A 25,823-nucleotide genomic window follows, 5' to 3' on the forward strand; every position below is an offset into this window, starting at 1 on the left:
GCCTCCGCTCGCGTCTGCTCCGTCGCCATCGACGTTACGCCCGATCCCGGACGTCGGGGCCGACGCGCACTGATCCTCTTGACGCGGCACGCGGCGAGGACGATCATCCACACGACGGCGTGCGACGACGGGACGATCATGGCCGATCCGCAGACTCATCCGGGCGCGCCCGCGCCACCCGAGAACGGCATGCGCAGCTTCGTGCACGTGCTCGTGAACACCGCGTTCGCGAACATCACCACGAGCTACCTGTGGTTCGGGCTGACGTTCTGGATCTACCTCGAGACCGAGAACGTGATCGCGACGGGCGTCATCGGCGGCGCGTACATGCTCTTCATCGCGCTGTTCAGCATGTTCTTCGGCACGCTCGTCGACCGGTTCCGCAAGAAGGCGGTCATGGCGTGGGCGACGCTCGCCGCCTTTGTCGTCTTCTGCCTCGACGCCGTGTTCTACTTCCTCCTCGGCGAGGAGCGGATGGTCGATCTCACCGAGCCCTGGTTCTGGATCTTCGCGGTCGTGATGCTGGCGGGAGCGGTCGTCGAGCAGCTGCGCAACATCGCGCTGTCGACGACCGTCACCCTGCTCGTCCCCGTCGAGAAGCACGCGAACGCGAACGGGCTCGTCGGCACGGTGCAGGGGCTGGCCTTCCTCGTGACGAGCGTCTTCAGCGGCCTGTCGATCGGCTTCCTCGGCATGGGAGGGACCATCCTCATCGCCCTCGTCGCGATCGCCCTCTCGCTCGTGCACCTCCTCGCCATCCGCATCCCCGAGCGCGAGATCGTGCACGCGGAGGGGCAGCCGCGCTGGGTGGACGTCGCCGGCGGCGTGCGGGCGGTGCGCCTCGTCCCGGGGCTGCTGACGCTCATCCTCTTCACGACGCTGAACAACCTCGTCGGCGGCGTCTACATGGCGCTGATGGATCCGTACGGGCTCGAGATGTTCTCCGTCGAGATGTGGGGCATCTGGCTCGCCGTCACCTCCACCGGCTTCATCGTCGGCGGCATGGTGATCGCGAAGGTCGGCCTCGGGCGCAACCCGATCCGGACGATGCTCCTCATCGCGGCGTTCATCGGCCTCGTCGGCGCGGTCTTCGCCCTCCGCGAGTGGGCGTGGCTGTACGTCGCGGGGATGTGGGTCTACATGTGCTTCGTGCCGGCGGTCGAGGCGGCCGAGCAGACGGTCATCCAGAAGGTGACGCCGTACGAGAAGCAGGGCCGCGTGTTCGGATTCGCGATGACGTTCGAGGCGGCCTCCGCGCCGATCACGTCGTTCCTCATCGCGCCGATCGCGCAACTGTGGGTCATTCCGTACATGCGGTTGGAAGACGGGCAGCGACGCTGGTCGTGGCTGCTGGGCGAGGGAGACGCCCGCGGCATCGGTCTGGTGTTCCTCGTGGCGGGTGTCGTGGCGGTCGCCCTCGCACTCTCCGGATTCCTGCTGCCCGCCTACCGCACGCTGTCGAAGCAGTTCACGACGGATGGCCAGGGTGCGGCCACGAATGAGCCTGCGTCGAGCGAGGGTCTGATCTCACCGGTCGAGGCGCGGGCGGGGTTCGACGAACCGGCGACGCCCGATCACTCGCCCGAGCGGTAGCCGCGCAGCTTCTCGGTGAGCGTGAGGAGCGTTCGCAGCTCCTCGTCGTCGAAGCACGCCATGTGCTCGGCGATGCTGCGTCCGTGCGCGGCGCCGATGACGCGGAAGGCGTGCGCGCCCTCCTCGGTGGCGGTGACCAGCGCGCCGCGACCGTCGTCGGGATCGCTGCACTTCGTCACCAGGCCGCGGCCGACCATCCGATCGACCAGCCGCGAGACGCTGGGCTGGCTGATGAGCATGTTGGCCGTCACGTCGCGCAGTCGCGCCGTCATGTCGGGCGCGCGGGTCACGGTGAGGAGCACGTCGTACTCCGCCTGCGAGAGGTCGCTGCCGACGAAATCGCCGGAGAGCTTGCCGAACACCTCGTGCTGCGCTCGGAAGAGGCTCTCCCACGCTTCGATCGCGAGTCTTCGATCCCCCATGCGTTCAGGGTAGCGGTCTATGCGCGCTCATAGGTCGTGCGCGCGAACGGCGAGCGAGCCCGAACGCAAGTAAGGGCCGGGCGGAGAGGAAGCCGCCCGGCCCTTGTCCCTTGCACCAAGAGTGTCCTGCAATCACATGTCGGCAGCTGCCACAGCAAAACAGCTACCGTGCGATGACTCTATAACGGCGAGGTAACGAGGGCAAGGGGTGGCGTTACCTTTCTGTGACTCCGACGCGGGAGCAGGTCGACCAGCGCCACGACGATGAGCACCGCGACCAGCGTCGCGCCGACGAGCAGCGCAGGGAGGGAACCGCCGAATGCACCCGTCCCCGCGCATGCCGCGACCGCGACCAGCCGCGCATACTCGATTCGACGAGTCGCCCGCAGCCGGAGAGCGAATTGTGCGAGGAGGAAGAGCGCGGGCCCGGCGACGACGGCGATGAGCTTTGCGCTCGCCAGGGGAGTCCACGGGTGGGCGATGACGATCTCGTCGCCCACCGCCGTCAGGATGATTCCACCGACGATCAGGACGTGCCCGTAGGTGTAGATGTCCCGCGCGCGGCCGGTGCGGTTCGCCTGGTCGTCGAGGGAGCGCTCGCCGAGTCCCCGCGTGGACACGAAGTACAGCCACCAGAGCGCTGCCGAGCCGGCGAACGCGCTGATGAAGGCCGCCGCTGTCGCGGCATCCAGCTCGCGTGCGGCGGTCGTCGCCCCGGTCTGGATGATCGTCTCGCCGATGGCGGCGATCACGATCAGCCCGAACCGCTCGGTGAAGTGGCCGGTAGCGAGGCGCCAGGATCCCGCTGCGAGCCGGGGGCGGCCGGGGAGCGGAAAGTAGATGCGGGGAGCGATGTAGTCGAGGGCGAGAGCGATCGACCACAGCCATGCTCTCGACCCGCCTTCGACGAGCCCGCCGGTGATCCAGAACACGCCGGCGATCAGGAACCAGACGAGAATCCGGCCCGCCTGTTCTCGTTCTGCGCTGCCGCGGGCGGCGGCTGCGAACGTGAGAAAAAAGTGGCGGCCCACCTGTATCGCCAGGTAGGCGCCGGCGAAGAGGAGGCCGCGCTCGTCGAAGGCGTGGGGGACCGCGATGGCCAGGAGAAGGCTGCCGAGCATGAGCGCGATGAGCACGAGTCTGACGGGATTCCTCTCCGGATCGAGCTCGTTCGTAGCCCATGTCGTGTAGTTCCACGACCACCAGACGGCGAGCAGGACGATCGCCGCCTCGCCGGCTCCCGCCCAGGTGAGGTCGCTCAGGAGCAGGTGCGAGACCTGGGTGATCGTGAAGACGAACACCAGGTCGTAGAACAGCTCCAGCGTCGCGGCGCGCTGGGCGTCGGCGTCATCTCCCCGTCGCAGACGTCCGTGGGCGACGGGAGGTGCGGACGCTGGCTCCTGCCGGGTCTGATCGGTCACCGGGTCTCCAATCGATGAAGTGCTGAAGGCGCGGGTGGGGCGCGATCGGATCGCGCCCCACCCGCACGATGTCGGTTACGCGGAGAGGACGTCCTTCAGGTGAGCGACGGCCTGCGCGACCGCGGCCTTCGCCGCGCGGGTGTCGTGCATGCTGTTGACCATCACGAAGTCGTGGATGATGCCGGCGTAGCGGACCTGCGTGACGTCGACACCGGCGCGGCGGAGCTTCGCGGCGAACGCCTCGCCCTCATCGCGGAGCACATCGGCCTCGCCGGTGATGACGAGCGTCGGCGGGAAGAACGCCAGCTGCTCCTGCGTGGCTCGGAGCGGCGAGGCGGTGATCTGCGCACGCTCCTCCTCACTGGTCGTGTACTGGTCCCAGAACCACTTCATGCCGTCCAGGGCGAGGAAGTACCCCTCTGCGAACTCCTGGTACGAGTCGGTGTCGAACCGCGCGTCCGTGACCGGGTAGAACAGCACTGCGCCCTTGAACGTCAGATCTCCGCGCTCTCGTCCCATGAGGTTCAGGGCGATGGCCATGTTGCCGCCGACGGAGTCGCCGGCGATCGCGATGTTGGATCCGTCGAGATCCTTCTCCGCGCCGTGCTGCACGACCCACTGTCCGACGGCGTAGGACTGCTCGTTCTGCGCCGGGTACTGGAACTCGGGAGCACGGTCGTACTCCGGGAACACGACGGCTGCGCCGGCTCCGACAGCGAGGTCTCGCACGAGACGGTCATGGGTGTGGGCGTCGCCGAAGACCCAGCCGGCGCCGTGCGTGTAGAGCACGACGGGCAGCACGCCCGTCGCTCCCTTCGGCTTGACGATGCGCGCCCGGACGGAGCCGGTGGGACCGCCTTCGACGGTGATCCATTCCTCGTCGACCTCGGGCTTCCAGATCGGCTCGTCCTGCACGCCGTCGACGGCCTTGCGACCTTCCTCGGGGGCGAGCTGGTAGAGGAACGGAGGGTTCGCGGTCGCATCGACGAAAGCCTGGGCCGCAGGTTCCAGGGCGATGTTCTTCGGGTTGCCGGTCGTCATGAGCTTTCCTTCTGAGTGGGTATCGGGTGATGGGGTGGCGGAGGGTGCGGCGTCTGCCGTACTCGAGATGTCGGCGCGCCGGGTCCGGGTCTCGCCCGGGCGCCCGGTGTGATCGTTCACCACGGCAGAACACCCGCCCGGTCCGTCACGGTTCCGGTGGGGGCCGCGGCGCCGAGGGTGGCGACGCGCACCGCGGCCTCCGCGCCTTCCGCGACGGTCTGGCCGACGTTGCCGGTGAAAGCCGTCGCCGTCTGCCCGGGATCGACGGCGTTGAATCGGATGTCCGGAATCGTCTTCGCATACTGCGTGGTGAGCATGGTGACGGCGCTCTTCGAAGAGCCGTATGCCGCGAGCGTGTACTGCGATTCCACGCGTGCCGGATCGTGAGTCAGCGTGAACGATCCCATGCCGCTGGTGACGTTGATCACCGAGGGGTCGGTTCCCTTCCGCAGCAGCGGCAGGAAGGCGCGTGTGACCCTGACGAGACCGAAGACGTTCGTCTCGTACACATCGCGCAGCTGGTCGGCGGTCATGTCTTCGGGTGCTGCCACCTCGCCGAGGATGCCCGCGTTGTTGATGAGGACATCCAGGTGGCCGACGCGCCCCTCGATGCGGGCAGCGGCCGACTCGACTGACGCGTCGTCCGTCACGTCCAGCTGCACGAACTGCGCGCCGAGGCGATCGGCTGCCTCCTGCCCCCCGGTCGCGTCGCGGCCGCCGATCCAGACGGTCTGGCCTGCGTCGATCAGGCGGCGGGCGACCTCATAGCCGAGTCCGCGGTTTCCGCCGGTGATGAGAGTTGTTGTCATCGGTGTTCCTGCCCTGTAGATGCGTCGATGCGGCGGATTAAGTTACAACCAAACCTTGTAACGGAACCCGGCACTCGGAACACTAGCGCCGCTGCCGCGTTACAGTCAAGTTGTGTAACGGAACACGAAGGAGGAATCCGGATGTCAGAGAAGAGCCGTCCGGCGGAGACGCCGACGAGCGCCGGCGGGCGTCCCCGCGACCCGATCATCGAAGAGGCGATCATCCAGTCGACGCGCAAGCTGCTCGCGACGAAGGGCTACTCGTCGATGACGATCGGCGACATCGTCGCCGATGCCGGGGTGACGCGCCCGACGCTGTATCGGCGCTGGCCGAACAAGTACGAGCTGGTCGTGGAAGCGCTGCGGTACGGCCTGCGAAAGCAACGCGAGGCCTATCCGGCCCTGGAGCTGGATGACCTCACACCGCGAGAGGCCGTGGTCGAGGCGGTGCGTCGGCTCGACCCGCGCTTCCACAATCCCCGCGCGATGACCCTGCACGGCAACTTCATGGCGGAAGCGGAACGCGAGCCGGGACTGATCGCGCAGATGAGGGAGCAGGGCAATCAGCCGAGATGCCAGGAGCTGACCGACGTGCTCGTGGCGCTTCAGCGGAGGGGCGCCGTCCGGGAGGACGTGGACGTCGACATGGTGGTCAGCTTGGCCTTCGGCAGCTACTTCGCCGACTTCAACCGGTACGGTCGCGACGTGCCGGCCGACTTCGCCGAACGAGTCGTCGCCACCTTGTGGCCCGTCATCGCCGGCGGATGAGCATCGTGTCGCGTGAGCATCGTCCCGGACTCGCTGAAATCGTCGCGTCCGAGGGGCCATCATGGCATGAGGGCGATACACGCGGAGCGAGGTACCCGAATGACCGATGACACTCATGCCGGCCTGCCGGCCCAAACGGGGGCGGAGGGGCGGCGGCGCGTCGCCGCCGTCGTCTACAACCCGATCAAGGTGGACCTGCCCGCCATCAAGGAGGTCGTCGCCGCGGAGCAGGCCGCGGCGGGATGGGGCGAGACGCTCTGGTTCGAGACCACCGCGGAGGACCCCGGCAAGGGCGCGACCGAGGCCGCCATCGCCGAGGACGTCGACATGATCATCGTCGCCGGAGGAGACGGCACCGTGCGCGCGGTCGCCGAAGCGGTGAGCGAGCACGACGTGTCACTGGCGCTGCTGCCTTCCGGCACCGGGAACCTGCTCGCCCGCAACCTCAAGCTGACTCTCGACGACCTCGAGCACTCGATCCACTCGGCGTTCACGGGCGATGACCGGCAGATCGATCTCGCGATGGTCGAGATCCGACGTGAGGACTCCCGCGTCGACCGGCATGCCTACCTCGTCATGGCCGGGTTCGGGCTCGACGCGAAGATGCTGGCCAACACCGACGACGAGCTGAAGGCGAAGATCGGCTGGCTCGCGTATGTGAAGGCGATCGTGCTCGCGCTCCGCGACAAGAACCAGCTGCGCATCCGATACAAGCTGGATGCCGAGCGCACCCGCTCGATGCGCGCGCACACCGTCATCATCGGCAACTGCGGGTCGCTGCAGGCCAACGTGCTGCTGCTGCCCGACGCCGCCGTCGACGACGGGCAGCTCGACATCGTGCTGCTCCGCCCGGAGGGGCTCGTCAGCTGGGCGCAGATCATCAGCAAGATCATCTGGGAGAACGGGGTTCTCAGCCGCACCCGGCTGGGGCGGAGGTTCCGGACGAAGGAGGTGGAAGCGCTCAACTACATCCGAGGCGAGCGCTTCACGATGACCGTGAGCCGGCCCGAGCTGATCGAGCTCGACGGCGACGAGTTCGGCCGCGCCACCGCCATCCGCACGTGGGTGGAACCCGGCAAGCTCACCGTGCGCGTGCCCGCGGAGTCGACGGACTAGACAGAGCGCCGCCTGAGCCCCCGCGATCCGGCCGATCAGATGAGCGCGGTGCCCTGGAAGAGCGTCTGCGTCGCGCCGCCCACCCACACCGCGCCGTCTTCGTCGGCCGTGATCGCGATGTCGCCGGCCCGCCCGAGGCGCTTGCCCTGCGAGACCCGGTAGGCGTCGGAGGCCTCCCCGCTGCGGATGAGCCACTGGGCGACGGAGGCGTTCATCGACCCGCACACGGGATCCTCCGCGATTCCGATCGCAGGGGCGAAGGAGCGCAGCTCGAACGCGTGGGGAGAGCCGGGCGGGTAGGCGCCGACCGCGCCGACCATGGCATCGGGGATGAGCGAGAGGTCGGGGTCGAGCGCGAGCACCGCGTCCGCCGAGCGCAGACGCAGCACCGCCCAGCCCGGTCCGTTGTCGACCCACTGGTGGCCGACGACGTCGTCGCGGGTCACGCCGAACGCGCGGATGAGCAGTTCGAGGTGGTCGTCGTCCAGCGCGCCCTCGCGGCGGGTCGGGGGAGCGGCGAACGCGAGCTCGCCGGGCCCGCGCCGGATCTGCACGAGCCCGGCCCCGCACTCCTGCACGACGTAGGCGCCGTCCGCGGGAGTGCCGCCGCTCTCCAGCCACGCGTGCGCCGAGCCGAGCGTGGGGTGGCCGGCGAACGGCAGCTCGCCGCCCGGCGTGAAGATGCGCAGCCGGTAATCCGCGCCCGGCACCGTCGCCGGCAGCACGAACGTCGTCTCCGACAGATTGGTCCAGCGCGCGACGCGCAGCATGTCGTCGGCATCGAGCCCCTCGGCATCGAGCACGACTGCCACGGGATTGCCGAGATAGGGCGTGGCGGAGAAGACGTCGACCTGCGCGAAGCGCCGCGAGCGTGACATGGATGGCCCCTTCCGGGTCGAGACGGATGGTCGCCTCCACGGTAGCTCGCGCGCGCCCGCCGCGGGATGGCTACAGTCGCAGGGGTGACCGCCAGCCCCGCCGCCCGCCGTCCGCTTCACATCCGCGTTCCCGCTCCGCGCTCGCCGGAGCCGGCGCCTCTCGACATGGGCGACCCCGCCGACGCGGCCGATGCCATCCGCCTGACCACCCGGTTCGTCGAGCGCGCCGGCCGGCCGTGGTTCCCGATCATGGGGGAGTACCACTTCAGCCGGGACCTGCCCGAGCACTGGGAGACCGAGCTGCGGAAGATGCGCGCGGGCGGGGTGAACGTCGTCGCCACGTACGTGCTCTGGATCCTGCACGAGGAGACCCGCGGCGACGTGCGGTGGGACGGGGCGAACGATCTGCGCCGCTTCGTCGAGACGGCGGACCGCGTGGGCCTGAAGGTCGTGCTGCGCATCGGACCGTGGGCGCACGGCGAGACGCGCAACGGCGGCTTCCCCGACTGGCTGCAGGAGCTGCCCATCGCGCACCGCACCGACGCCCCCGAGTACCTCGCCCTGGTGCGGGACTGGTTCGATGCGATCGGCCGGCAGGTGGCCGGGCTGTTTCACGACGATCGTGATCCCGCGGCGCCGATCATCGGCGTGCAGGTCGAGAACGAGCTCTACGATCAGCCGGATCACCTCGCCACGCTTCGCGACCTGGCCGAGGCGGCGGGCATGCGCGCCTCGCTCTGGACGGCGACCGGATGGGGCGGGGCGCAGCTCCCCGCACGGCGGGTGCTGCCCGTGTACGCGGGCTACTCCGACGGCTTCTGGGAGGAGTCGACCACCGGATGGCCGGAGTTCGGGAGGATGCACTTCACCTTCTCGACGGTGCGCGACGACCTCACCGTCGGCGCCGACCTCCGCGATGCGCCGGCGACCGGCGTCGCCGCGGATGCCGCCGAGGACCCGTGGCCGTTCGCCACGTGCGAGCTCGGCGGCGGGATGCAGGTGGCGTACCATCGGCGACCGCACGTGGACCCGGCGGACGTCGCGGCGCTCGCGCTCGTGAAGCTCGGCAGCGGCTCGGCCTGGCCGGGGTACTACCTCTATCACGGCGGCACGCAGGTGCTCGGCGAGCGCTCCACGACGCAGGAGTCGCAGGCCACCGGGTACCCGAACGACGTCCCGGTGCGCGACTACGACTTCTTCGCGCCGATCGGCGGCGCGGGGCAGCAGCGGCCGCACTTCCACGCGCTGCGGCGCCAGCACCTGCTCCTCGAGGCCTTCGGCGAGCGCCTCGCGCCGTGGCCCGCGGCCATCCCCGACCAGAGCGCGGAGAACGGAGAGAACGGGGAGAACGGACTGCGCTGGTCGGTGCGCGCGGGCGAGGAGAGCGGGTGGCTCTTCGTCAACAACCACCAGCCCGCCGCCGCGCCGCTCGACGAGGTGCCCGACGTGCAGTTCCACGTCGAGCTCGCCGCCGCCCCTGTCACCGTGCCGACGGAGCCCTTCACCCTGCGGCGCGGCGTCTTCGCGGTCTGGCCGCTGCGGCAGCGCTTCGGCGACCTTCCGGCGGTGACCGCCACCGCGCAGCCCATCACGCAGGTGGCGACGGGCGAGGGCGTCACGGTCTTCCTCGCGGCGACGCCCGGTGTGCCCGTCGAGCTGCAGCTCGCGGGCGTGAGCGCGAGCGAGGTGAGCGGCGCGCGCGTCGTAACGGCGCAGGAGCCGGAGCGGGGCGGCGTCGTCGTGACGCCGGACGCCCGCCCGGGTCTCGACTGCCGGGTCACCGCGCGGGGCACCACCTTCGTGATCCTCGACCCGGAGACGGCGGACGCGGTCTGGAAGGGCCCGGTCGCGGGCGAGGAGCGCGTCGTCCTCTGGCGGGGCGACGGCTGGTTCGACGGCGACCGCTTCCGCGTCGTTCCCGGTTCGGAGGGCGACCGCGTGCTGATCCATCCCGCTCTCGCCGGTGACGACGGCCTCTTCACGCGGGTGCCGGTGGGCGGGGCGGATGGCCGGCGCGCGCTGCCGACGCCGTCCTTCGCGGAGAAGCAGGTGGCGCCGGTCCGTGTCGGCGGCCCGGCGCGACGGCTGTCGGCGCCGACCGAGGAGGACTTCGCGTCCCTGGAGTCGGTGCCGGTGGACATCCCCGACGAGTGCTTCGAGGATGTGGAGCGGCTCGTCCTCTCACTGCGGTGGACGGGCGACGTCCTCCGCATCTCGGCGGGCGATCTGCTGATCATGGACCAGTTCTGGTCGGGGCGCGCGCTCGAGGTCGACCTGCTGCCGTATCGCGACCTGATCCGCCGGCACGGCCTGAGCCTCCGCGCCTTCGCCTGGGCTCCCGACTCCGGCGTCCACGTCGATCCGCGCGTGCGCCCCAGCGCGACGGAGCCGCTGCTCGAGGTGCACGAGGCGTCGGTCCGAGCGGTGCGCTCGCAGCGCGTCCCCTGAGGCCGCCGGAGCGAGTTGCCGCGATTCTTTTACGGATGTAAGCTGTCTTACGTTCGTAAAGGAAGGGGGCGTCATGGATGCTCGCATGGTGCGCACACGAGACGCGCTCACGGCCGCCATCGGCGACCTGCTCGTCGACAGCGAGGACCGTCTGCCGTCGATCACCGATGTCTGCTCGGCCGCGGGCGTGAGCCGCCCGACGTTCTACCAGCACTTCGCCGACGTCTCGTCGCTGGTGCAGGCGGCGGCCGTGGAGCGGCTGCGGGTGCTGTTCGACCGCGTCGTGCCCGATCCCGCGGGCGAGCAGTGGGAGGCGGCGATGCCCCGCGTCGTCAGCGAGCTCCTCGACAGCCTCTTCGCCGATGCCGACTTCTACGGCCGGGTGCTCCGCAGCTCCAACGCCCACGCGTTCCAGGAGCGCGTGGTGGAGTTCCTCGCCGCGCGCCTGCTGGCTTTCTCGCCCCTCGGCGACGCCGTCCGCGCGGGCGCCGACGCGCGCCGCCTCCAGCGGTCGGCCACCTTCCTCGCCGCCGGTGCGACCTGGCTGGTCGTCGGATGGCTTCTGGAAGCCGATCGGCGGCCATCCGTACCCGAGGGGGCGGAGGAGATCGCGGACCTCCTCGTCACCAGCATCACCGCGCAGCGCCCCACGGGCGCCGCATCCACGAAGTGAGGACCCCTGCTGTGAGCATGACCCGTCGCCTCAAGGGCAAGCTGAACCCGCGCAGCGCCGTCGTCTTCTCGGCGATCGCACTCATTCCGCTCATCTACGCGGGGCTGCTGACGTCTGCGAACGAGGACCCGACGCACCACCTCGACAGCGTGCCGGCCGCGATCGTCAACGAGGACCAGGGCGCGACGTCGGCCGATGGGTCAGAGCTCGATCTGGGGGACTCGCTGGCCGACGAGCTGACGTCGACCGACTCGGAGTCGAACTTCCGGTGGTCGGCCGAGAGCGCCGAGCAGGCCGCCGCCGACCTCGAGTCCGGCGACGTCTACGCCGTTCTCACGGTGCCCGCCGACTTCTCGGAGAACGTCGCATCGATCGGCGGCGACGACCCGAACGCCGCGGTCGCGGGCAAGCTCTCCGTCGAGACCAACGACGGCGCCAACCTCATCGTCGGCAACATCGCCGGCAACATCGGCACCGCGGTGACCGAGAGCCTGAAGGAGGAGGTCAGCGAGACCTACCTCGAGAACGTCTACCTCGGGTTCACCGACGTCCACGCGAATCTGCAGGACGCCGCGGAGGGAGCCGGCGAGCTCGCCGACGGCGCGACCGACGCCGCGTCCGGCTCGTCCGAGCTCGTGGTCGGCCTCACGTCGCTGCAGGACGGCACCGCGAAGCTCGCCGATGGCGCGAGCGACCTGGCCGCCGGCGCCGCCGACGCTTCGACCGGCGCGCAGTCGCTCTCGGCAGGCCTCAGTCAGCTGCAGTCGGCGGCCGCCGCCCTGCCCGACCGCGTGACGCAGCTCGACGGCGGTGCGCAGGCGGTCGCCTCGGGTGCGCAGACCCTGCACGCTGGGCTCGGCGATCTCGTCGCCGGCGCCACCTCGCTCGACGACGGCGCGGGCTCGCTCGCGACCGGCGCTGCCGACGCCGCCACCGGGGCGGAGAGCCTCGCGACCGGCGCCGCCTCGCTGCACGACGGGGCGGATGGCGCGCTCGCCGGCGCGCAGCAGCTCGCCTCCGGCGCGGGGCAGCTCGCCGAGAGCACCCCTGCCCTCGGCGAGGGCGCCGACGCGGTGACGTCCGGCCTGCAGGGCCTGGTCGCCGGTTACGGCGCGATGACCGACGAGCAGCGGATGGCCGCGCTCACGCAACTCGAGGCCGCCTCCGAGCAGGTCGCCTCGGGAGCGCATGCCGTCGATGACGGCGCCTCCGGCCTCGCGGCCGGCGCGAACGCGCTCGTGGGCGACGAGGCGTCCGGCCTGACCGCGCTCGACGCGGGCGCGGCCTCGGTCGCCGAAGGCGCGGCGGACCTCGCCCCGGGCGTCCGCTCGCTCGCCGACGGTGCGGCGACGCTCCACGACGGTGCGGACTCCGTTGTCGTCGGCGCGCAGCAGGCAGCGGACGGCGCCGCCGCCCTCGACGACGGCGCGGGTCAGGTCGCGGACGGCACGAGTGCGCTCGTCAGCGGGATGGGTCCGCTCACGACGGGCATCTCCGACGCCGCGACCGGCGCTCAGAAGCTCGCGTCGGGCAACGGCGCGCTGGCGGACGGCGCGAGCACGCTCGCCGCGGGCGCGGCCTCCGCCGCGACGGGGTCGAGCGAGGCGACGGGCGGCGCGCAGACGCTCGCCGACGGGCTCGGCTCGCTGGTCGGCGGCGCGCAGACGCTGACCGACGGCCTGAAGGACGGCGCGGACGAGGTGCCCACCTACACGGACGAGGAGGCGAGCTCGCTCAGCGGGATCGCGGCGACGCCGGTGACCCTCGACACCGACCGGATCAACGAGGTGCCCGGATACGGCTACGGCCTGGCCCCGTACTTCATGGCCCTCGCGCTGTGGGTGGGCGCCCTCGCCTTCTACCTGATGAGCTCGCCGCTGCGGGAGCGCCTCATCGCGCTGGGCCGGCCCTCGTGGGAGATCGCCCTCCGCAGCTTCCTGCCGGGAGCGCTCATGGGCGTCGTGCAGGGGGTGCTGGCGGCACTCGTGCTCCGCTTCGCGGTGGGGATCGAGGCGACGGACCTGCCCGGGCTCATCGGCATCGCTGTGCTCACCAGCGTGACCTTCATCGCGATCAACCAGGCGCTCATCGCCCTGCTGGATGCGCCGGGACGCTTCCTCGCGCTCCTCATGATCGTGCTGCAGCTCTCGTCTGCCGGCGGCACGTACCCGATCGAGACCGCGCCCGCGTTCTTCCAGGCCATCCACGGCATGCTTCCGCTGACGTACAGCGTGGAGGCGTTCCGCTCCCTCATCGCGGGCGGCACGATCGGCGTCGCGCAGTCCGTGCTGGTCCTCGCCTGCTGGCTGGTGGGCGCGCTGCTTCTCACGGTCCTCGCCTCGGCGCTGCGCCGTCGGCGCAGGGCGACGCAGCCGACCGTGCCGGACGCGTCGGTGGGAGCGGCGGTCGTGCCGGCGTAGGGCCCGCGATGTACTCCGACTGGATGACCGCAGTTCGTTCCGCAGGACGATGACCGCGCAGAGCGGGCACGGGAGGGTTGAGATATCGACCGCGCCGAAAGGAATCCCATGCCCGCTCTCGTCGTCCACTCGCCCGCTTCCCCCGCCGAGGCGCCGTCTCCCCGTGTCGGCGATCCCGCCTGCACGGCGCTGCAGCTCGTCGCGGGGTCGTTCGTCTTCCTCGGGGCGGAGTCGACGACGTCCGTCCGCTCGATCCACCTCGCGCCGCGCGGCTGATCAGGACTGCTTCCGATGCGCCGAGCTGTCAAGCCGCTCCTCCCACGTCCGGGATACCGGCACACTGGAGGGGATGGCTCTTCGTCGTGTTCTCGCCAGCGAGGCGGTCGCCGCCCTGACCGCCACCCTGCTCGCCTCCTGCGCGAGCGTCGCTCCTTCCGCCCCGGACCCCGAGCCGCCCACGAAGGCCGACCTGCGTGAGCGTGCGGCCTGCGCGGTGGATTCGCTCGCCGACTCCGAGGGCGTGGCCTTCGGCGTCAACCTCGACTGGGGCAGCCAGTCGGTGAAGGAGTATGCCGACCTCCTCGGCCGGCAGCCGGCGGACGTCGTCTCCTTCGTCCCGCTGCCGTGGGACGGCCACGAGCGCCAGTGGGCGCTGGAGGCCGCGCAACAGGCGGCCGTCGCCGGGTCCGCGCACCTGCTGACGATCGAGCCGCAGGATGGCCTGGCCGCGGTCGACGATGCGGCGGTCGCGGACCTCGTGACCCTGCTGCAGGAGGTCACCGAGCTCGGCGTGCCGGTCGTGCTGCGTTTCGCGCACGAGATGAACGGCTCCTGGTACGCGTGGGGCCAGCAGCCCGACGAGTACGTCGACACCTTCCGACGCGTGGCGTCCGCCGTCCACGACGATGTGCCCGGCGCGGCGATGATGTGGGCGCCGAACTACGGCGGCGGGTATCCCTTCACGGGCGGCGCGTACATGGCCGAGGCGGGCACTCCCGCCGCGCGGGCTCTCGACACCGACGGCGACGGCGCCGTGACCGACGCCGATGACCCCTACGCGCCGTACTACCCGGGCGACGAGTACGTCGACTGGGTCGGCATGTCGCTCTATCACTGGGGATCGGCGTACCCGTGGGGCGAGAACGAGGTCCCGGAGGAGGGGAAGTTCGCCGCTCAGCTGACCGGGACCTACAGCGGACTGGGGGGCGACGACAGCGCCATCCCCGACTTCTACGCAGAGTACGGAGAGCGGCGCGACAAGCCGGTGGCCATCCCCGAGACCGCCGCGCTCGTCGTCGAGCGGGGCGAGCCCGAGAGCGAGGCCGAGATCAAGCGGGCGTGGTGGCGCCAGGTCCTCGCGCCCGAGACGCGCGAAGTCTTCCCGATGCTGCGGATGATCAACTGGTTCGAGTGGACGAAGCTCGAGCCCGAGGTCGACGACACTGTCGCCTGGTCGGTCCTCAGCGACGAGATGACGGCCGCGGAGTTCACATCGGACCTCCCTGAGTGGCTGCGCTTCGCGGGCGACGTCCATTGCGGCGAGTGACGCTCGGACGCCCTCACGGTCGACAGGCCCGCGGCCGCAGCAGCACCGCGAGCGCGGACAGGATGGATGCTGCGCAGAAGGCCATGCGGAGCCCGGCGAGATCCGCGAGCGCGCCCCACGCCGGCGCCGCGACGGCCTGTCCGACCGCGAGGAGGAGGAACACCAGGCCGACTCCGCGGGCGGGGGATTCCGGAAACACCTGCGTGCTCCAGACGAGGAGCACGCCGGTTGCGGCGATGTAGACCGCGCCGAAGACGCCGGATGCCGCAAGGACGACGACGGCGGCCCCGGGCGCGACGGCGAGCGCGGCCGTGCTCGCCGCCATCGCGACCATGAGGGCGGCCCACGCTGCGCCCATCCCCAGTCGCTCGACGAGATCGCCGGCGGCCGCGCCGAGCAGACCGCATGCGCCGAGGACGATCCAGGCCACGGTGGCGACGCCGCGCCCCGTGTGCGCGCCCACGAGGTCCTGGCCGAAGGTCCACACCGCGGCGCTCCCGACGCCCATCAGCGCGGCGGCCGCTCCGAGGAGCAGTGCACCGGGTGGGAACCGCGCACGCGCGGGGGAGGCGGGAACGGACGATCGCCGCGCGGCGGGGACGACGAAGGCGACCCAGACCGTCACGGCCGCGGCGATCGCGGAGAACGCGAGCCACGCCATCCGCCACTGATCGGCGACGACGAGCGCGACGGGACCGGAGACGACGACGCCGAGCCCCGTGCCGGCGTTCACGATGCTCTGCACGCGGTCACGGGCGGGCGCGGCGACGCGATGTGCGACGGCGTGCGCGAGCGGCGGAGAGGCGATGCCGGTGCTGGAGCCCGCGATGAGGACGCCGACGGCGAGCAGGGGCGCGTCGGGTGCCATCGCGACGAACGCGGTTCCCACGGTGGCGGCGGCGCCCGCGCTCACCGCCACGAAGCGTGATCCGAGACGCGGGGTCGCGGCGGTCGCGAGCGTCACTCCCACGCAGTAGGCGACGTAGCTGCCCGAGGCGATGAGGCCCGCCGTGCCCGCGTCGAGGTCGAACGCGGCGCGGAAGCTCGGCACGAAGAGCCCGTAGGCGAACCGGGCGAGGCCGTAGCAGGCGGCGATCAGCGCCAACCCGGCCGCGGCCATCCGGATGGTGCCGCCGCGGGTGAGCGCGGAGGTGTCAGCCATGCGCGCCTCCTTCTGGTTCACCGACCTGTGAAGTCACACGCTAGTACACTGATCGGTGAAGTCAACGGAGGTGGCACCATGGCGACGACACAGCCGGCGATGACGCCGGGCGCTCGCCGCATCCTCGACGCCGCCACGACGCTGTTCTACGAGCGAGGCATCCATGCGGTCGGGGTCGACGCGGTGGCGGCGGGCTCCGGCGTCACGAAGCGCACCCTGTACGACCGGTTCGGGTCCAAGGACGCGCTCGTCGCGGCTTACCTCCGTCGGCGCGACGAGGAGTGGTGGGCACGGTGGGAGAAGCGCCTGGAGACAGCCGGTGCCCCGCGCGTTCTGACCGTCTTCGAGGCGTACGTCGAGGATGCCGAGCCGTCGGGTCGGGGCTGCGCGTTCCTCAACGCGGCAGCCGAGCTGTCATCCGCGGACGCGGGCTTCGCGATCATCCGCGACCACAAGCGGCGCGTGCGCGCGCGGATCGAGGAGCTGCTCGGTGAGGACGGCGTCGGCGAGCCGGCCGTCCTCGCCGAGCACCTCTTCCTCCTGCTGGAGGGCGGGATCGCGCACCAGGGCGTGGATGGCGACTCGCGTCGCCTCCAGCACGCGCGCGCCATCGCCGCCGACCTGCTGAAGGCGGCGGCGCCTCGCGCCTGATGATCCGCCCGGGTCAGGGCGCGTCGCGCTGGACCGGCTCGAAGTAGGTCCGCTGCGTGGACTCGTCGGCCACGCGCACGCCGAAGCGATAGGCGATCTCGCCGCCGAGGAATCCGGAGGCGCCGACGACGAGGAAGGCGACGACCGCGACGACGAAGCCCCAGACGCTCGGCTCATCCGGCTCGCGCAGGCGCAGCAGCACGCTCCCGACGAAGAGCAGCAACGCGAACGTGTTGAGCACCATGTGCGTGAGCGCGACCTTGTGGGCGCGAGTCCCCTTGGCGATCACGGTGAAGTCCATCAGCCCGAGCACCGCCGCGATGGCGGCGCCGACGATGCCGATGACGATGAGCCAGAAGGCACCGGTGGCGAAGGCGTCGTCGTCTCTGGCCAGCGCGATGATGTCGAAGACGATCGCGGCGGTCCACGCGCCGATGGGGATCGTCACCATCATCGCGTGGAAGGGATGGCCGTAGGGGCCGGCGAGGGCGGTGCGGGGGTGCTTGGCGGTCTTCATCGCCGAGTCGCTCGGCGGGGGCAGTGCGGCCATGGTGTTCTCCTGTTCCGCGGGGCGGTGCGTGAGGATCAGGATGGCGCGAGCGCCGGACCGCGGGAACCGGCTGGACGCGCGGCGGGAACCCCGCTAGGCGAGGGAGCTCGGTGCGGACGTGTCAACCCCCGTGGGCTCGTCTCCGCCGCCGCGTAGCATCGCCGACATGTCTGACACGAACCCCACTGGCGAAACCCTCGGTGCGACCGGAGACGCGGACAGCTCGGCCGAGAAGGACCCCTCGACGTGGGTCACCGGCGACGAGCCCATGACCGCCCCGCAGCGCAGCTACATCGACACCCTCGCTCGTGAGGCGGGGGAGGAGATCTCCGCCGACATGACGAAGGCGGAGGCATCCGAGCAGATCGACCGGCTGCAGGAGAAGACCGGCCGGTCGAACGGCTGACACCCGGATCCGGGGGCGAAGAGGGCGCACGATTCCTGTGCGTCCTCTTCGACAGCTGCCGTCGACGCGGCACAGAGCTCGAGAAACCATCTAGCGTCGAAGCATGCACAGCTCCTCCGTCGATGCCTTCAAGACCGCGTTCCGCCTGCACCCCTCCGGCGTGGCGGTCATCACGGCGAGCACTCCCGAGGGGCCGGTCGGCCTCACGGCGTCGAGTGTCGCGTCGGTCGGTGTCGACCCGCTCGCCCTCGCCTTCTCGGTGACGCGCGCGCGGGGCAGCGCGGGCGGCATCTTGCGTGCGGAGACGTTCCTCGTGCACCTCATCACCGCGCGCGACGTCGAGACCGCGCAGGCCTTCGCCGTCTCCGGCGCTCCCCGTTTCACGCCCGAGCAGGGGTGGACGACCCTGGAGACCGGTGAGCCGCACCTGCCCAGCGCGCGGTACGCGCTGCGCTGCCGCCCGCTCACCATCACGCCCGTCGGCGACTCGTCGCTGGTCCTCGCCGAGGTGCTCGACGTCATCTCGGGTGAGGATGGCGAGCCGGTCGTGTACGTGGATCGCGCATTCCGCACCCTCGCGCCCGTCAGCTCCTGACACGCTCCGTCCGGGTCAGCGCCTCGGCCGCCTGCGTGATGCGCGCGGCCATCCCCGCGAAGATGGCGCCGTGGAACGGCAGCACGCTCAGCCAGTAGAGCCGGCCGGCGAGGCCCCGCGGGAAGAAGACCGCACGCTGCTCGTATCGCGCGCCCCGGCCATCCGGCTCGGCGCGCAGCTCGAGCCATGCGTCGCCGGGCACCTTCATCTCCGCCCGCAGCCGCAGCAGTCGGCCGTGCTCGACCTGCTCGACCCGCCAGAAGTCGATGGCGTCGCCGACGTGCGCCTCGCTCCGGCTGCGGCGCCCGCGCCGGAGCCCGACGCCGCCGACGAGCCGGTCCATCCACCCGCGCGCGGCCCAGAGGAGCGGTGACGAGTACCAGCCGTTGTCGCCGCCGATGCCGATGATGATCGACCAGAGGTCCTCGGGGCTCGCGTCCGTGCGGACGGTGCGCTCGTCGGTGTAGACGGTGCGCCCGGCCCAATCGGGGTCGTTGGGGAGCGGGTCGCTCGGGGCGCCGCTGACCTCCGCGTCCTTCCAGCTCGTCTCGACGCGGTCGTTCTCGAGCCGACCCAGCGCGAGGGCGACCGCGGTGCGGTACGGCGTGAGGCCGCCGTCGGGCGGCGGGATCAGCGCGTCGACGTCGTGGTCCTTCATCACGCACTCGTTCTGCAGCGACGCGATGAGCGGCCGCGCGATCGCCCGCGGCACCGGGGTCACCAGATTCACCCAGTGCGACGCGAGCCCCGGCGTCAGCACGGGAAGCGCGGCGATCGCGCGCTGTCGCAGCCCGGCTTCCAGCGCGTAGCCGTTCATCATCTGCCCGTAGCGGAGCACGTCGGGGCCGCCGATGTCGACGGCGCGGTTGACCGAGGCATCCACCCGCGCCGCGCCGAGGAGGTAGTGCAGCACGTCGCGCACGGCGATCGGCTGGATCCGGTTGCGCACCCAGTGCGGCGCCGGCATGTAGGGGAGCACCTCGGTCAGATGCCGGATCATCTCGAACGACGCCGAGCCCGATCCGATGACCACCCCGGCCTGCAGGACGAGGGTCGGCACCCCCGACTCGAGGAAGGTGCGCCCCACCTCCACACGCGAGCGCAGGTGCGGCGAGAGCTCGGCGTCGTCCGGATGCAGGCCGCCGAGGTAGACGATGCGCCCGACTCCGGCCGTCGCGGCGGCGCTCGCCACGGTGCTCGCGGCTCGAGCGTCGGCGGCCTCGAAGTCCCGCCCCGCGCCCATCGAGTGGATGAGGTAGAAGATCACGTCGACGTCCGCGCAGGCGCGGGCGACCGCCTCCGCGTCGTCTGCGGACCCCTCGACGACGTCGCAGTCCTCACCCCACGGGAATGCCGCGACGCGCGCCGCGTCTCGGGCGAGAACCCGCACTCGGTACCCGGCCGCCAGCAGACGCGGCGTGAGCCGCCCGCCGATGTAGCCGGTGGCGCCCAGCACGAGCGCCCGCGGCGCCGATCCGTCGGCTCGGGGCTGAGCACGCAGGGCAGGCTCGCGCCCGGTCGGCGCGGTGAGATCCGTCATGCGGTTCACGCTAGGCGCGGCGCTCGCCGTGGGCGAGGGGTTGACGGCGGATGGCCGAGCTCGCGAACGCGGCCACGTCGCGTGAGAGCATCGTCCTCGGTCGCGCCCGCGGCCATCCGAGAGGGGATGCCCATGGTCGCGACCTACGTGGATCCGGTCGACGAACGCACCTTCCCGCTCGCGGAGCCGCGCTGGCGCTCCGAGGCAGGGCGGCCGCTCCTGGTGTCCGCGCAGCCGGGCATCTCTCGGGGCGATATCGAGACGGGCGAGCGGTCGCTGTGGCGCTACCGGGCCGCGCTGCCGGTCGACATCGCGCGGCCGATCACGCTCGGTGAGGGCTGCACGCCGCTCGTCGAGCGGGAGCGCGGTCGGCATCGCCCGCTGTTCAAGCTCGACTGGTTCCAGCCGACGGGCAGCTTCAAGGACCGCGGCACGAGCGTCATGCTGTCGTACCTGCGCGAGCGCGGCGTCACGTCCGTTCTCGAGGACAGCTCCGGCAACGGCGGCTCCTCGGTGGCCGGATACGCGGCGGCCGGCGGACTGGGTGTGCGCATCTTCGCGCCCTCGTCGACCTCGCCGGCGAAGATCGCGCAGGTGCGCGCGTACGGCGCGGACGTCGAGCTCGTCGACGGGCCGCGGGAGGCATCGCAGGAGGCCGCCATCCGCGCCGCCGACGAGACGTTCTACGCGAGCCACAACTGGCAGGCGCTGTTCCTCGAGGGCACGAAGACGCTCGCGTACGAATTCTGGGAAGACCTGGGGTTCCGTGCGCCCGACAACGTCGTCGTCCCGGTCGGTGCGGGCAGCAGCCTGCTCGGGTGCTGGCTCGGGTTCCGCGAGCTGCGCGCGGCGGGCCAGATCGCCCGGATGCCGCGCCTCTTCGCCGCCCAGCCGCGCAACTGCTCGCCCGTCGAGGCCGAGCTGCGCGGCGAGAGCGGGCGCCCGGTCGCTCCGACGCTCGCCGAGGGCACGGCCATCCGCTCGCCCCTGCGGATGGCCCAGATCCTGCAGGCGATCCGCGAGACGGATGGCGACGCGGTCGCGATCGCGGAGGAGGAGATCGTCGCGGCGCTGCGCGGGCTCTGCGAGGACGGGCTGTTCGTGGAGCCGACGAGTGCGACGGCGGCCGCGGCCTTCGATGCGCTCGTCGCGCGCGGCGCGATCCGAACGGACGAGACCACGGTCGTCATGCTGAGCGGCTCCGGCCTCAAGGCCGCCGAGCGGGTGCGCGACCTGCTCGCGTAGCGCGCCCGGATGCAGCGAGGCGCGGCCCGGCCGGAACCGGAACCGCGCCTCGCGGGGGATCGCGTCAGAGCGTCGGGGTCGAGCCCGTCCGCGCATCCGTGAGCTCGCGGCCATCCGCGCCACGGCCATCCGCGCCGTCGCCGCCCGCAGTGGCCGCGCGCAGCTCGGCCTCCAGGCGCTCGGCCTCCTCGCCGCCGATCGCCTCGCCGCGCGCGATCAGGCCGGCCTGGTCGGACAGCGGGATCTGCTTGAGGAAGAGCGACAGCAGCAGCGCGAGCGCCACGAACGGGATGAGGTACCAGAACACGGGCGCCAGCGCGTCGGCGTATGCCGTGACGATGCCATCGCGCACCTCGTCGGGCAGCGCGTTCATGGTCGCCGGGTCGATGGTCGAGGTCGCGGCGGCCGCGTCCTCGGGGCTCGCTCCCGCGCCGCGGAAGACCTCCATGAGGTTGTCCGAGAGGCGCGTGGTGAAGATGGTGCCGAACACCGCCGTGCCGAGCGATGCGCCCACCTCGCGGAAGTAGTTGTTCGTGCTGGTGGCGGTGCCGATCTCGCTCGCGGGGACGGCGTTCTGCACGACGAGGACGACGACCTGCATGATGAGGCCGAGCCCGGCGCCGAAGACGAACAGGAACACGCAGATGAGCCAGACGGGCGTCTCCGCCGTGAGAGTGGTGAACGCGCCCATCGCGATGCCGGTGACGATGGTGCCCGCGATCGGATAGAGCTTGTACTTCCCGGTCTTCGAGATCGCGATCCCCGACGCGATCGAGGTGCCCATGAGGCCCACCATCATCGGGATCATGAGCAGACCGGATGCCGCGGCGGACGTGCCCGAGGACATCTGCAGGAAGGTGGGCACGAATCCGATCGCGGCGAACATCCCGATGCCGAGGACGAGGCCGATGGCGGTCGCGTTCACGAAGATCGGGTTGCGGAAGAGGCCGAGCGGGATGATCGGGTCCTGCACGCGCGACTCGGTGATGACGAAGGCGGTCGCGGCGATCACGAGACCGGCGCCCCACATCCAGGTCGCGAGGGAGTCCCAGCCGTAGGCTGCGTCGCCGCCGAAGTCGGTGAAGAAGATCAGGCACGTGGTGGCCGCGGAGAGGAAGACGACGCCGAGGATGTCGATCGGCTTCTCGGCCTTCTTGCTCGGCAGCTGCAGCGCGACGAGGGCGATGACGAAGGCCGCGATCCCGACCGGGATGTTGATGTAGAACGCCCACTGCCACGTCAGGTGGTCGACGAAGAAGCCGCCGAGGAGCGGGCCGGCGACGGCCGAGAGCCCGAAGACCGCGCCCAGGGGGCCCATGTACTTGCCGCGCTCGTTGGCGGGCACGATGTCGGCGATGATCGCCTGCGACAGGATCATGAGTCCGCCGCCGCCGAGGCCCTGCAGTGCGCGGAAGACCACGAACATCCAGAAGTCGGTCGCGAAGGCGCAGCCGATCGAGGCGAGCGTGAACAGCGCGATGGCGAGGAGGAAGAGGCTGCGCCGGCCCAGCACGTCGCCGAACTTGCCGTAGATCGGCATGACGATCGTGGTGGCGAGCAGGTACGCGGTCGTGATCCAGACCTGGTGCTCGACGCCGCCGAGCTCGCCGACGATGGTCGGCATGGCGGTCGAGACGATCGTCTGGTCGAGGCTCGACAGCAGCATGCCGGCGATGAGCGCGCTGAAGATGATCCAGATGCGCCGCTTGGTGAGCAGGAACGACGATCCTGCGGTGGTCGATGTCATGGAGGCTCCGAGAAGGACAGGGCGGATGGAGGGAAGGTCAGGTGAAGAGGTCGCGGACGATCTGCGCGCGCTCGCGCATCTGCCCGCGGAAGCGGTCGATCGAGGGAAGGTCGTCGCCGTGCGCGCCGAGACTCTCCTCCGCGACCAGGCGATTCAGGGTGCCGACGACGTGCACGAGCGTCTGTGCGCGGACGTCGCCGGGAGGCAGGCCCTCGCGGCGCTCGACGAGGGAGATCATCGCCTGCTCGGCCTCGCGCATCACCTGGAAGATGCGGTTGTGGAGCCGCGGCTCCTGCTCGACGATCCGGAAGACGCGCTCTGCCTCGGACGCGGTGAGCGCCATCCGCTGCCACCGCTCGACGAAGAGCGCGACGAGGTCGTCGACGAGGGTCGCGCTGAGCCCGCCGTCCGTCGCGGTGCCGCGAGCGAGGAAGTCCTCGTCCCGCTCGCCGTCGTCGTGGAGCAGCGTGAAGCCGAGGACGGCGTCCTCCTTGGCCGCGAAGTAGTTGAAGAACGTGCGGCGCGAGACCCCGGCCGCCTCGCACAGCTCCTCGATGGTGAACCCGTGGAGTCCGCGTGCGGCCGTCAGCTCCCGAGCGGTCTCCGCGAGCCGACGCAGGGTCTCCTGCTTGCGCTGCTCGCGCAGGTTCGGTGCACTCTCCGTCATAGAGTGCATTTTTGCACTCTCTCGCTAGGAGTGCACTGAGAACTCAGGCGTGCGCGCGGGATCTCGCGTCGAGCACATCCGGCATGTGCGTCGTCGCCCAGGCCTCGAGGGCGCGCAGCGGCTCGCGCAGGCTCCGACCGAGCGCGGAGAGCTCGTACTCGACGCGAGGAGGCACCTCAGCGAAGACGGTGCGCGTCACCAGTCCGTCGCGCTCCGCCGCGCGCAGGGTCTGCGTGAGCATCTTCTGAGACACGCCGTCCACCCGGCGCGCGACCTCCGAGAAGCGGAGCGGGCCATCCTCGAGGGTGCCGAGCACGAGAACCGTCCAGCGATCGCCGATGCGATCGAGCAGCTGCCGACTCGGGCAGTCACGCGCGTACGGATCCCAGTCCTGCTTCGTGTTCACGGCGCCTCGCTTACCTCGCGGTGACCAGGGCACCGAAAAGTGCCTGGTTTCCCACAGTAACCGACTCTCCTAGAGTGAGTATCGGCTTCCATCGAGGCCGGAACGAACTCAGGAGGAACCTTCCATGGCACGCATCGTCGTCTTCGGCGGCACCGGCTTCGCCGGCTCGCACATCGTCCGCATCGCCGCAGAGCGCGGTCACTCGGCCGTCTCGTACAGCCGGTCCGAGCCCGCCGAGCCGGTCGCCGGGGTGGAGTACCGGACCGGGTCGCTCCTCGACGCCGATACCCGTGCGGAGGCATTCGCCAGTGCGGACGTCGTGGTGAGCGCCGTGGCTCCGCGCGGCGAGATGGCCGGCCGGGTGGCCCCCGCGCTGGCCGACGCCGCAGAGGAGGCGCGTGCGGCCGGGGTCCGGCTGGGCGTCATCGGCGGGGCGGGCTCGCTGTTCGTCTCCGAAGACGGCCCGCGCCTCCTCGACGCCGGCTTCCCGGAGGAGTTCAAGCCCGAGGCCCTCGAGATGACCGAGGTGCTCGATGCGCTGCGTGAGCGCGCCGACGAGCTCGACTGGTTCTTCGTGAGCCCGGCCGCGGGCTTCGGCGCCTTCAACCCGGGTGAGGAGACCGGCTCATACCGTCTCGGTGGAGACGTGCTGCTGGTCGACGAGGACGGGGAGTCGTTCATCTCGGGCGCCGACCTCGCACTCGCGATCGTCGAGGAGATCGAGAACCCGCGGCATCAGCGCGCGCGCTTCACCGCCGCGTACTGAGGTGCGCTCGAGGATGGCCGTCCGCGGTGTGGGCGGCCATCCTCGCATTTCAGCCAGGCAGCCCGAACCTCTCCGGATCGACCGGACGCTCGCGCGCGGGGAGCCCCGCGACGACGAGTCGGTAGGAGTCCGTGACGAGCTCGCGCAGCATGTCGTCGTCCACCGGTCCGTCGGGGGAGACCGAGATCCAGTGGCGCTTGTTCATGTGATAGCCCGGGGCGATGTCGGGGAAGGCGCCTCGCAGCTGTTCGCCGTCGTACGGATCGGTCTTCACGGTGACGAGCGGCCGCTCCGGCGTTCCCATGACGAGAAGGAAGACGCGCCCGCGCACCTTCAGCACTTCGACGTCGGGGCCGAAGGGCTGCTCGCGGGTGACGGCCGGGAACTGCTCGCCGACCTCGAACGCGACCGAGGCGAGTGCGGGGGCATCCATGCCCTCCAGTGTCTCGCGCCGTGCCGAGATCGCGGGTGGGGTGCCGTCCTGTCAGCGGTGCTGCTCCGATGATGCGCCGTCGCTCCGAGGCTGGGCTCTCGCCCCGGCGATGCGCTCTCGCTCCGAGGCTGCGCTCTCGCTCCGGGACTGCGCCCTCGCTCCGAGGCTGCGCTTTCGCTCCGGCGATGCGCTCACGCTCCGAGACCGCGCGCGGAGCGTGCTCATTGGGAGGGATGGCCCAGCGTGCGCTGTCGAGACTGCACGGCCGCTCGGAGACGGCGAGTTCGCTCGTGGACCGCATCCTCGCGCCGGGATCCCGCTGATGCTCCGGGACGGCGCCATTGCTCGGAACCTGCACGTGGAGCGTGCTCAGTGGGAGCGGATGCGCGGTTGGCGAGCGCCCGGCGCCGCAGTACGCCCGGCGCAGCAGTACGCCCGATGCCCGAGCCGGCACGCGGACGCCCCCAGTTGTGCGACACGCCCGAGGTGTGGACCGGTTTGCGGGGGTGGGGGTGCGGGC

General features: G+C 71.1%; 25 protein-coding genes. 13 read left to right on the forward strand and 12 right to left on the reverse strand.

The genetic code is table 11. The features are described 5' to 3' along the window. The first annotated feature begins 138 nt into the window (after positions 1-138). Positions 139-1,593 carry an MFS transporter gene (locus D7D94_RS12360; RefSeq protein ID WP_246171800.1) on the forward strand — a complete coding sequence of 485 codons (1,455 nt, stop codon included), beginning with the start codon at positions 139-141 and terminating at the stop codon, positions 1,591-1,593. Here the strand turns inward: D7D94_RS12360 and D7D94_RS12365 are convergent. From D7D94_RS12365 to D7D94_RS12380, 4 genes are all read right to left on the reverse strand, one after another. Next, complete coding sequence (locus D7D94_RS12365) at positions 1,575-2,015, reverse strand: MarR family winged helix-turn-helix transcriptional regulator (RefSeq protein WP_156242908.1); 441 nt, start codon at positions 2,013-2,015, stop codon at positions 1,575-1,577. The two genes, D7D94_RS12360 and D7D94_RS12365, sit on opposite strands and share 19 nt — an antisense overlap. 179 nt (positions 2,016-2,194) lie before the next feature. Then, positions 2,195-3,436 carry a low temperature requirement protein A gene (locus tag D7D94_RS12370; protein WP_156242909.1) on the reverse strand — a complete coding sequence of 414 codons (1,242 nt, stop codon included), beginning with the start codon at positions 3,434-3,436 and terminating at the stop codon, positions 2,195-2,197. 75 nt (positions 3,437-3,511) lie between these two features. Continuing rightward, entirely contained in the window at positions 3,512-4,477 is a 966-nt protein-coding gene (locus tag D7D94_RS12375; protein ID WP_156242910.1) for an alpha/beta hydrolase, read from the reverse strand. A gap of 116 nt (positions 4,478-4,593) precedes the next feature. After that, a complete protein-coding gene (locus D7D94_RS12380) occupies positions 4,594-5,286 on the reverse strand; it encodes an SDR family NAD(P)-dependent oxidoreductase (protein WP_156242911.1) in 693 nt (230 codons plus the stop codon). A gap of 141 nt (positions 5,287-5,427) precedes the next feature. On the opposite strand from D7D94_RS12380, the gene D7D94_RS12385 reads away from it, so the two are divergent. Further along, positions 5,428-6,054, forward strand: a complete 627-nt coding sequence (locus D7D94_RS12385) for a TetR/AcrR family transcriptional regulator (protein WP_156242912.1) — start codon at positions 5,428-5,430, stop codon at positions 6,052-6,054. Between the two features lie 99 nt (positions 6,055-6,153). Continuing rightward, positions 6,154-7,170, forward strand: coding sequence for a diacylglycerol/lipid kinase family protein (locus D7D94_RS12390; RefSeq protein ID WP_156242913.1), 1,017 nt, complete (start codon positions 6,154-6,156; stop codon positions 7,168-7,170). 35 nt (positions 7,171-7,205) lie between these two features. Here the strand turns inward: D7D94_RS12390 and D7D94_RS12395 are convergent, their stop codons facing one another. After that, positions 7,206-8,048 (reverse strand): PhzF family phenazine biosynthesis protein, encoded by an 843-nt coding sequence (locus tag D7D94_RS12395; RefSeq protein WP_156242914.1) that lies wholly within the window; start codon positions 8,046-8,048, stop codon positions 7,206-7,208. An 84-nt stretch (positions 8,049-8,132) separates the two neighbouring features. Here D7D94_RS12395 and D7D94_RS12400 point away from each other — a divergent pair, with 84 nt between their 5' ends. From D7D94_RS12400 to D7D94_RS12415, 5 genes are all read left to right on the forward strand, one after another. Further along, positions 8,133-10,496 (forward strand): beta-galactosidase, encoded by a 2,364-nt coding sequence (locus D7D94_RS12400; RefSeq protein WP_173024327.1) that lies wholly within the window; start codon positions 8,133-8,135, stop codon positions 10,494-10,496. A gap of 85 nt (positions 10,497-10,581) precedes the next feature. Beyond that, positions 10,582-11,169 (forward strand): TetR/AcrR family transcriptional regulator, encoded by a 588-nt coding sequence (locus D7D94_RS12405; protein WP_156242916.1) that lies wholly within the window; start codon positions 10,582-10,584, stop codon positions 11,167-11,169. Between the two features lie 17 nt (positions 11,170-11,186). Further along, on the forward strand, positions 11,187-13,589 hold the full coding sequence (locus D7D94_RS12410) for a YhgE/Pip domain-containing protein (RefSeq protein WP_246171947.1): 2,403 nt from the start codon (positions 11,187-11,189) through the stop codon (positions 13,587-13,589). Between the two features lie 108 nt (positions 13,590-13,697). Beyond that, the gene (locus D7D94_RS14315) at positions 13,698-13,865 is read left to right on the forward strand and encodes a hypothetical protein (RefSeq protein WP_173024329.1); all 168 of its coding nucleotides are present in this window, start codon (positions 13,698-13,700) and stop codon (positions 13,863-13,865) included. A 73-nt stretch (positions 13,866-13,938) separates the two neighbouring features. Continuing rightward, complete coding sequence (locus D7D94_RS12415) at positions 13,939-15,135, forward strand: glycoside hydrolase family 26 protein (RefSeq protein ID WP_173024330.1); 1,197 nt, start codon at positions 13,939-13,941, stop codon at positions 15,133-15,135. A gap of 13 nt (positions 15,136-15,148) precedes the next feature. Here D7D94_RS12415 and D7D94_RS12420 read toward each other — a convergent pair whose 3' ends face one another. Next, the gene (locus D7D94_RS12420; RefSeq protein WP_156242919.1) at positions 15,149-16,297 is read right to left on the reverse strand and encodes a YbfB/YjiJ family MFS transporter; all 1,149 of its coding nucleotides are present in this window, start codon (positions 16,295-16,297) and stop codon (positions 15,149-15,151) included. A gap of 78 nt (positions 16,298-16,375) precedes the next feature. On the opposite strand from D7D94_RS12420, the gene D7D94_RS12425 reads away from it, so the two are divergent. Beyond that, positions 16,376-16,948, forward strand: coding sequence for a TetR/AcrR family transcriptional regulator (locus D7D94_RS12425; RefSeq protein WP_173024331.1), 573 nt, complete (start codon positions 16,376-16,378; stop codon positions 16,946-16,948). A 13-nt stretch (positions 16,949-16,961) separates the two neighbouring features. On the opposite strand, the gene D7D94_RS12430 is transcribed toward D7D94_RS12425, so the two are convergent. Beyond that, entirely contained in the window at positions 16,962-17,498 is a 537-nt protein-coding gene (locus D7D94_RS12430; RefSeq protein WP_156242920.1) for a DUF2231 domain-containing protein, read from the reverse strand. Between the two features lie 166 nt (positions 17,499-17,664). Here D7D94_RS12430 and D7D94_RS12435 point away from each other — a divergent pair, with 166 nt between their 5' ends. Both D7D94_RS12435 and D7D94_RS12440 read left to right on the forward strand, forming a co-directional pair. After that, positions 17,665-17,904, forward strand: a complete 240-nt coding sequence (locus tag D7D94_RS12435; RefSeq protein ID WP_156242921.1) for a DUF3072 domain-containing protein — start codon at positions 17,665-17,667, stop codon at positions 17,902-17,904. Positions 17,905-18,007: 103 nt separating this feature from the next. Further along, on the forward strand, positions 18,008-18,499 hold the full coding sequence (locus D7D94_RS12440; protein ID WP_156242922.1) for a flavin reductase family protein: 492 nt from the start codon (positions 18,008-18,010) through the stop codon (positions 18,497-18,499). Here the strand turns inward: D7D94_RS12440 and D7D94_RS12445 are convergent. Beyond that, entirely contained in the window at positions 18,489-20,039 is a 1,551-nt protein-coding gene (locus D7D94_RS12445; protein WP_156242923.1) for an SDR family oxidoreductase, read from the reverse strand. The two genes, D7D94_RS12440 and D7D94_RS12445, sit on opposite strands and share 11 nt — an antisense overlap. 132 nt (positions 20,040-20,171) lie before the next feature. On the opposite strand from D7D94_RS12445, the gene D7D94_RS12450 reads away from it, so the two are divergent. Next, on the forward strand, positions 20,172-21,284 hold the full coding sequence (locus D7D94_RS12450) for a pyridoxal-phosphate dependent enzyme (RefSeq protein WP_216648664.1): 1,113 nt from the start codon (positions 20,172-20,174) through the stop codon (positions 21,282-21,284). Positions 21,285-21,348: 64 nt separating this feature from the next. On the opposite strand, the gene D7D94_RS12455 is transcribed toward D7D94_RS12450, so the two are convergent. Genes D7D94_RS12455 through D7D94_RS12465 form a run of 3 tightly spaced genes read right to left on the reverse strand, consistent with a single transcriptional unit; the run spans position 21,349 to position 24,104 of the window. Beyond that, a complete protein-coding gene (locus D7D94_RS12455) occupies positions 21,349-23,031 on the reverse strand; it encodes an MDR family MFS transporter (RefSeq protein ID WP_216648665.1) in 1,683 nt (560 codons plus the stop codon). Positions 23,032-23,068: 37 nt separating this feature from the next. Then, positions 23,069-23,698, reverse strand: a complete 630-nt coding sequence (locus D7D94_RS12460) for a TetR/AcrR family transcriptional regulator (RefSeq protein ID WP_156242924.1) — start codon at positions 23,696-23,698, stop codon at positions 23,069-23,071. 43 nt (positions 23,699-23,741) lie between these two features. After that, a complete protein-coding gene (locus D7D94_RS12465) occupies positions 23,742-24,104 on the reverse strand; it encodes a winged helix-turn-helix transcriptional regulator (RefSeq protein WP_156242925.1) in 363 nt (120 codons plus the stop codon). 124 nt (positions 24,105-24,228) lie between these two features. Between D7D94_RS12465 and D7D94_RS12470 the strand changes: the two genes are divergently transcribed. Next, positions 24,229-24,870, forward strand: coding sequence for an NAD(P)-dependent oxidoreductase (locus tag D7D94_RS12470; protein WP_156242926.1), 642 nt, complete (start codon positions 24,229-24,231; stop codon positions 24,868-24,870). Between the two features lie 49 nt (positions 24,871-24,919). Here D7D94_RS12470 and D7D94_RS12475 read toward each other — a convergent pair whose 3' ends face one another. Beyond that, positions 24,920-25,303 carry an MmcQ/YjbR family DNA-binding protein gene (locus tag D7D94_RS12475; RefSeq protein WP_156242927.1) on the reverse strand — a complete coding sequence of 128 codons (384 nt, stop codon included), beginning with the start codon at positions 25,301-25,303 and terminating at the stop codon, positions 24,920-24,922. Positions 25,304-25,823 lie beyond the last annotated feature (520 nt).

This window comes from Microbacterium oryzae (assembly GCF_009735645.1).
Classification (GTDB): Bacteria; Actinomycetota; Actinomycetes; order Actinomycetales; family Microbacteriaceae; genus Microbacterium; species Microbacterium oryzae.